This is a genomic window from Dyadobacter sp. CY343 (assembly GCF_021390335.1).
Taxonomy (GTDB): Bacteria; Bacteroidota; Bacteroidia; order Cytophagales; family Spirosomataceae; genus Dyadobacter.
The window spans coordinates 53,197-60,108 of sequence record NZ_JAJUXK010000008.1 but is presented as its reverse complement, the minus strand read 5'-3'; the positions used below and the strand labels follow the sequence as shown (position 1 = coordinate 60,108).

General features: G+C 43.8%; 6 protein-coding genes. 2 read left to right on the top strand and 4 right to left on the bottom strand.

Translation table 11 applies throughout. From position 1 onward, the window contains the following. Positions 1 to 413: 413 nt before the first annotated feature. The 3 genes from LZG94_RS23870 to LZG94_RS23860 form a co-directional block, all read right to left on the bottom strand. Positions 414 to 1,052, bottom strand: a complete 639-nt coding sequence (locus LZG94_RS23870; RefSeq protein WP_233794179.1) for a hypothetical protein — start codon at positions 1,050 to 1,052, stop codon at positions 414 to 416. Between the two features lie 256 nt (positions 1,053 to 1,308). Then, positions 1,309 to 1,719, bottom strand: coding sequence for a PIN domain-containing protein (locus LZG94_RS23865; RefSeq protein WP_233794178.1), 411 nt, complete (start codon positions 1,717 to 1,719; stop codon positions 1,309 to 1,311). Beyond that, complete coding sequence (locus LZG94_RS23860; protein ID WP_233794177.1) at positions 1,716 to 1,967, bottom strand: hypothetical protein; 252 nt, start codon at positions 1,965 to 1,967, stop codon at positions 1,716 to 1,718. The genes LZG94_RS23865 and LZG94_RS23860 overlap by 4 nt, the downstream gene beginning before the upstream one ends. 291 nt (positions 1,968 to 2,258) lie before the next feature. On the opposite strand from LZG94_RS23860, the gene LZG94_RS23855 reads away from it, so the two are divergent. Next, positions 2,259 to 2,825, top strand: a complete 567-nt coding sequence (locus LZG94_RS23855) for a cupin domain-containing protein (protein ID WP_233794176.1) — start codon at positions 2,259 to 2,261, stop codon at positions 2,823 to 2,825. Between the two features lie 175 nt (positions 2,826 to 3,000). On the opposite strand, the gene LZG94_RS23850 is transcribed toward LZG94_RS23855, so the two are convergent. Then, positions 3,001 to 4,311: a serine hydrolase gene (locus LZG94_RS23850; protein WP_233794175.1), complete on the bottom strand. Its 1,311-nt coding sequence runs from the start codon at positions 4,309 to 4,311 to the stop codon at positions 3,001 to 3,003. Positions 4,312 to 4,482: 171 nt separating this feature from the next. Between LZG94_RS23850 and LZG94_RS23845 the strand changes: the two genes are divergently transcribed. Next, positions 4,483 to 6,879 (top strand): GAF domain-containing protein, encoded by a 2,397-nt coding sequence (locus LZG94_RS23845; RefSeq protein ID WP_233794174.1) that lies wholly within the window; start codon positions 4,483 to 4,485, stop codon positions 6,877 to 6,879. Positions 6,880 to 6,912 lie beyond the last annotated feature (33 nt).

Here is a 6,912-nt window from a genome sequence, read left to right as displayed (position 1 = left end):
GCGTGTAGATGCATCTAAAATTAATGCGATATGGCGGCCGAATGGGTTGCTGCCAGCGTAAACATCTCAAATTATGATAACTTAGAGAATATAGAGATTGTTTGATTTCGTTGATTATTTGAAGGAGGGATTTCGAAGGAGAATGATGAGATGAAGGGGCGGTTGGAGCGGTTATTGGAGGAAGGTGAAAAGAGCAAATCTCTATTTTCAACTAAACAACTATTAGAAAACGACTTTCAAGGGTTTAAGTCGAAAATTGAGGAGGGATTTTGATAACAATTCTCGCAAGTTTTAAAAGTTGATCTAACCCTTGTCCAGAGAGCAAAAATCTTACGCAGTGAGTGGGGAATTGAGCTGTTGCCTAATAGTTCTTTTAGGCAACCTTATCAATATGTACTTGAGTAAAGATCCTCTTAAAAAATGCGAATCATTGGAAAACCTCTGAGCTGCGTTGCAACAACACGAACATATTTCGACTCTGCTAATTTTTGGTGCGATGCATTTATTCTTGCAGAAGCAATAAATCCAATACCCTTACAGTAATTTTGCAATCGGCTTGCCAGGTTAATGCTGTATCCGATATATTCGTCTCGTCGACTAGTGGAATATGTTAGCTTGTATATAGACCCTGCTGATACTCCTATTCTAGTTCTTTTTGGAATGTCAATTACGGGAACTTCTTCTGCAACTCTTAATGTAACTTTTGAGAAGTGAAGTTGAAGGTTGTAAAGCCTGTTGAGTAGATTTCTTTTTGTTGCAGCAGTAAAATCGTGGTATCTCCAAATGTAGAGCATTCCATCACCCATAAATTTTTTGTGAATAGGTCTAGGTAAAGGGCTTAAATCATTGGTACCCGGCGGTTCGTTATCACTGTCATCAAGATAATACGCGTGTCCACCTCCTACGGCAATTTCTACCGCCTCCAGCACACCATTCAAATAATTTGGCACGTAGGATTGGACATCGGGCTGACTAAAAAACTTTGAAAACCCCTCAAGGTCAAAAATCATTACTATTGCTTGTTCAGGATGCGCGGCGGAATGCTTAAACATATTCATTTTTGAGATCTTGCTCAATAATTATAAATATTCTACAGCTAATATACAATCTTACGTGGGTCAATAATTCGAGATTATTAAAGCACCCTAACCCCAATCAACTCCACCCCTAGCACCTCGTCAATCCGCACAATCGTATCAATCGTAAAATTGCTATTCTCTTTAACCTACTGCGATTATTTCACATGCAGTCAGCATAAAGAAATTATTGATATCACAATGTAGAATGGCGTAGTCGTGTAGCTTAAAATCACAGGATTGTGATTTTAAGCTTGGAGAACTTTTGGATCCGCTTGAAATCGGATTTATTGAAGGTGATCAATTCTGTGCAATGATCCTCGGCTATGGCTGTATGAATACAATCGCTAATATTTTGAAAACCAACCAATTTAGCTAGCTCAATGCCGCGCCTCATTTGGTTTAAATCATATGATACGGGTTCTGAGGGCAAAAAGGTGTTTAGCATCCGCTCAATGCTGTCTGGTTGTTGCCCCAAACGATGCAGTACATAAGCCACCTCTTGCAGACAAAGCAATGAAATAAAAAAACGGTTATTGTCTGTGGCCGCCTTATAGAGTGGGTAAGCCAGCTCTGCTTTATCAGGTTCTTGAGAAATAAGCAGATAGACCAAAACATCGGTATCAAAATAGACTTTGTTCATTCACCCAGCATTTCATTTGCCAGGTCAGACAAATTTAAATTAGCCGGGACACTTACATCTTTAAACAGCTCGCGCAGCTCCAGCGTTTTCTTATAAAGCTCTTTCTGATCAACAGGTGCGGCAATAGGCTCGTCTTCGATGATGAGTCGAAATGTGCGACTTCCAAATTTGGCTTTGGCAGTAGCGAGAATATTCTCGATCACTTGCGCGTTAATGTTGGCGGGATTTATCTGAAATGTCTGCTGCATAGTACTGGTCATTTCCTTGACAATACAATATTTACAGTAAAAATTCAATAAATAAGCCTGGCCAAGCCAAAAGGCTGGAAGAGGGACTTCCACTCGCGCTCTTTCCAACTTATTTAAAGGTAGCACTCCGCACGTCTGGTATCCTTAAATTAGTTGCGCTTCTCCTCAAAAATATCAGCTTAAATAATCAACGCAAACGCTAAATGTCCATTTAGCGTTAATGCGCACTTTTACCCTTTTCCCCAAATGCCTTTAACCTGAACGAATTTAACTTTCAACATTCATTATCCTATGAAAAGAAACGCATTCATTGGCAGTATGGCTGTCATTAGTTCACTTCCTGCCATTGTATTTGCGAAGGCAGCGGCTTTAAAAGGAATGATCGGAAAAGTATTTAAAGCGAAGGCTGGTGAAGGACGTAAGCATGGTCACATCCAGTTAAAGGGCGTCAATGCGAATGTATTAGATGTTAAGGTTTCGGGTAGCGATACAGATGGTGGTTTTGCGATTTTTGAGCAAACCTCACTCAGTCAGGGCCGCGGGACGCCGCTACATGTGCATCCGGGCCAGGACGAAGTTTTTTATGTGCTCGAAGGCGCCTATGAATTTCTTGTCGATAAGGAAAGGTTTAGTCTGACGGCCGGCGAGAGTATCTTTCTGCCGCGAGCCGTCCCCCACGCCTGGACCCAGGCATCGGCCAAAGGCAAAATGCTGGTAACCTTGCAGCCAGCTGGGAAATTGGAAGAATTTTTCTTGCAAATGGCAGCACTGACTCACGATCCTACGCCACAGGAAATTGCCAAATTGTTCGAAGCAAACGAAATGAAGGTGGTAGGGCCACCGTTGAAACTGGATTAATGATGCACCCTAAATCGCCTCAATCTCCAACACCACACTAGTCCTTTTCGCATTTAAAACCGGATTGAACCCGGCCGTCATCAAATATTACGTGTGCGCTTTGCGCGATCGGGAAAAAATAAGAATATTCCCATTGCATCAACACGCGTTCCAAAGGATCGATGTTGTCGCTCAATTACTTGAAGAGCTGATAAGCTTTGCTCAAAAATGGCTTATACATCGGCTCGTGCTTGGGCATATTCAGGTAAAACAGCACGATCATATTATTTTCAGGATCAATAATGTAATCCGTGCCGTACAGCCCTCCCCAGGCAAACGCGGTGTTGGAAACTTCCGGAACCGGTTTCTTTTCTGCATTGTACAGCTCAAATCCAAGTCCAAACTGAAAGCCTTTTCCACCGGAATTCACCTCAGGCAGGCGGTTCACTTTGGTCATCAGCTCAATGGTCTCGGGTTTGAGAATGCGCTTGCCATTGTATTCGCCTTTGTTGAGCAGCATCTGGCAGAATTTGGCATAGTCGCCGATAGGTCCGTTTAATCCAATAGCTCCCTCCGCATAAGTTTGGACCGGGCTGATCGTGGTCTCGCTATACTTGTTGGATTCCGGCACGAGTTTGCCATCAATGTCGCTGTAAGCCTTCACGAACCGGCTCATTTTAGAGGGCTCGTAATACCAGTCCGTTTCGGTCATTCCCAATGGATCCAAAACCGTTGACTTGACGTATTCACGCAGGCTTTTGCCCGAAATGAGCTCCACCATATAAGCCAGCATATTGGTGCTGATATGATAACTCCATTCGCTGCCGGGATCAAAGCCCAGCGGATATTTGGCAAGCGCGATCATTTCGTCTTTGAGGTATTTCGCCGTGCCATCTCCGCCGGTCCGCTGTCCCGGCCCTGCTGGTGGCGTGGCTCCTGAGGTTGCAGCGGCACTCTTCTTTTCCATTTCGGCGCGACGCGCCTTTCCTACCAGCCCGGCGCTGATCCCCGACGAGTGCGACATCAGATGTGCGAATGTCATCGGCGTCTTCACCGGCCTTGTCTCAAATGTTCCATCCTCTTTAATGGCTGTCGCTACTTTATCGGAAATCTCGGGGAAATATTTAGAAACCGGATCATCCACCGAAACCAATCCCTTTTCCACGAGGGTCATAAAAGCTACCGTCGTCACTGCTTTGGTCTGAGAAAACAGGATATAGTAATCGTCCACAGCGGCTGGAACCTTGTTCTCAACGTCTTTATAGCCAAATGCTTTGTTATAAACGACATTACCGCCTTTGGCAACAAAACCTACAATGCTGCTGGCCTTTTTCTGATCAATAAAACTTTGCAGCAGCGAGTCAATGCGTTTTGTTTTGTCTACGCTCGTGCCGGTGGCTTTGAGATCAGCTTTGTAGTTTAATGTTTGCGGCGCAGGCGATTTCTGCTGCGCTATTGTGCTGTTGAATGCAGCAAAAAGCGCAATGCTTAAATAGATTTTTTTCATAACAATTTAAAGGGTCAGGAATAGCAAAGCTTACTTAAAATCCTTGAAACTAACCTTATCCAACCAATGTTGAACTGAAAGAGTAATAAGAGATTTTACATTGGATTTTACCGAAAAACGCGGATTTTTGGTGACCGCCAGTAAGTGAGCGCGTTTTTAAAAATAATAATAATGGAACCGACGATTATTGATGTAATCCAAGATGCACCATACGGTCTCCAGAAAATCGATTCTTCCATTTCATTCAGAAACTTTATCAACTTTCTGGAAGAGAAAGCAGGACAGGAACAAACAGTCAAAAAAACATTCTTCTCCATGGTGCTGGACCGGCTTCGGTCGAATCCGGCTTTCTCGGCGGACATTGATATCAACAATATTGCAGATTTCAGAGAGGAACTAAGTTTGGTTTACGGCATGCTGATGCCGCCCGTTACGAATGAAGATGAAGTTTTTTGGGCGTTAAGTACGCCTGTAAGTCCGGTCGTATTTTACGGCACATCGGGTTTTTATAAGCTGATGACCGACAATTCTGGCAATGTCAGATGCGAGATTGCGGATAAAACCGCGATCAATGTGAAGCAGAAAATGAAAAAGCTGTACTCGTTTATCCTTGAACGGCTTTACCAATTTCCACCACTGCACGAGAGCGACCTGATCATTGCGCTGAACGACGAAAAGACCGGACTGAAACGATATTACCGTGCAAATCTGGACACCCGGTTTGCAGACGTATATGCTAAGGAGAGTCTTCCTGAACTTGATCGGGAAGAGATCCGGAAGGAGTTGCAGGAGTCCAACGATATTGATGTGCTGAGCCGGGTGCTTCCGTTAAACATGTTCCGGTTCGAAGGTTTTTCGGTCATTGTATTTACCGATGTAACAGCCGAACATGCAGTTGACAACATCAAAAGTGCGATTCTTGGCCGCGCTTCCTACGACGCAAATACCTATTTCAGCAACGTTACCAATGCGCTGAAAATGCTCGCCTGCAATTCTGACATTGATTTTGGATTGTTGCCCGTGCTGCGTGTGAACAATAAGCTTGTTTTCGACCGGAGTACTGTGCTTTTCAGTAAGCTGATGACCGCAGCACTTCAGGACAATGAGGCGGAAGATATGTATCTGTCTATGGCTAACCAGTATTTCCAGGCGCCTAAGGTGCTGTTTATGAGAAATCTGGCCCTGGAAGACGAAAGCAAGATGGATTTCATCCGCATACTCAAAGCCGATGGCGTGGAATCTTATGCTTTGCTACCCGTATACTACGATAACAAGGCTATCGGAGTGCTCGAAGTTTACTCCAAATCAAATACAGCGATCGACGAGCGTGTGCTGGCGCGGCTGGATGCCGCACTTCCTTTCATCGGGCAAATGATGAAATATTACATTGATGAATTCAATGTGGGAATCGATAATGTGATCAGGGAGAAATTTACGTCTTTGCAACCTGCCGTACAATGGCGGTTCCGCGAAACGGCCTGGCATTACCTCCGCGACAAATCGCTCAAAATGCCTTCTTCTACCATTGAAACGATACAATTCCGCAATGTATATCCGCTTTACGGTGCCATTGATATCCGGAATTCGACATTGGAAAGAAATGCCGCGCTAAGGGACGATTTACACTTACAATTTGATTTATTGATAGAAACCTTTACGATTTTAAAGCAGAAACTGGGATTCGGGCTCGCTGATGAGATGATCTATAAATGCAAAAAATGGATCGAAGAAATCGACAATGATTCCACGGACAGCGATGAGATGCGTGTGCGGGATTTCCTGGAATACGAGGCACATCCTTTTTTGTTACATTTTAAAGAAGCACGGGCTTTTCAATCGGCCTCTGGCGTGGCGGATGATGAAAATGAGGAACTGGCAGATGTTATCGATAAGTATTTCGAAATAACAGACGAACATACCGGAGCTGCTTATTCCAACAGACGCGCGCTCGAAGCTTCCATGCAAACGGTCAATTCATCTGTAAACCTGTATCTGGATCTTTTCAGAAAGGAAATTCAACAGTCTTATCCCTGCTATTTTGAGAAGTTCAGGACGGATGGCATTGAATATGATATCTATATCGGCCAGTCTATTGAGCCGGAAAAGAAGTTTAGTGAACTGTATCTTAAAAACATACGGCTCTGGCAACTGACTTCGATGGCAGCCATTTCAAAAATCACAAATTCGCTTATTCCGCAGATGGAAAAACCGCTGCAAACCACGCAGTTGATTTTCATTCATTCCAGCAGCATTGACATTAGTTTCCGCGATGATGAGCGGCGTTTCGATGTAGAAGGCGCGTACAACATTCGTTATCAGGTTATTAAAAAGCGTATCGATAAAGTACATATAAAAGGAAGTGGCGAGCGCCTTACGCAGCCGGGGAAAATAGCGCTCGTATATTTCAATACTAAATCCGCCGATGAATATGTCGGGTATATCCGGTATTTACAGGAGAAAAATAATTTAAAAGACGATTTGGAATTCCTTGATCTGGAAGAATTACAGGGTGTTACGGGATTAAAGGCGCTCAGGGTTGGGGTTAACCTCGACTCAGAGTGGCTCTGATACAATATTGAATGCAGCATTAAATTGAACTTC

Coding starts and splice junctions, on each gene's coding strand:
- LZG94_RS23855 (WP_233794176.1), top strand. CDS start 2,259: ATGAAAAGAAACGCATTCATTGGCAGTATGGCTGTCATTAGTTCACTT.
- LZG94_RS23870 (WP_233794179.1), bottom strand. CDS start 1,052: ATGTTTAAGCATTCCGCCGCGCATCCTGAACAAGCAATAGTAATGATT.
- LZG94_RS23845 (WP_233794174.1), top strand. CDS start 4,483: ATGGAACCGACGATTATTGATGTAATCCAAGATGCACCATACGGTCTC.
- LZG94_RS23865 (WP_233794178.1), bottom strand. CDS start 1,719: ATGAACAAAGTCTATTTTGATACCGATGTTTTGGTCTATCTGCTTATT.
- LZG94_RS23860 (WP_233794177.1), bottom strand. CDS start 1,967: ATGCAGCAGACATTTCAGATAAATCCCGCCAACATTAACGCGCAAGTG.
- LZG94_RS23850 (WP_233794175.1), bottom strand. CDS start 4,311: ATGAAAAAAATCTATTTAAGCATTGCGCTTTTTGCTGCATTCAACAGC.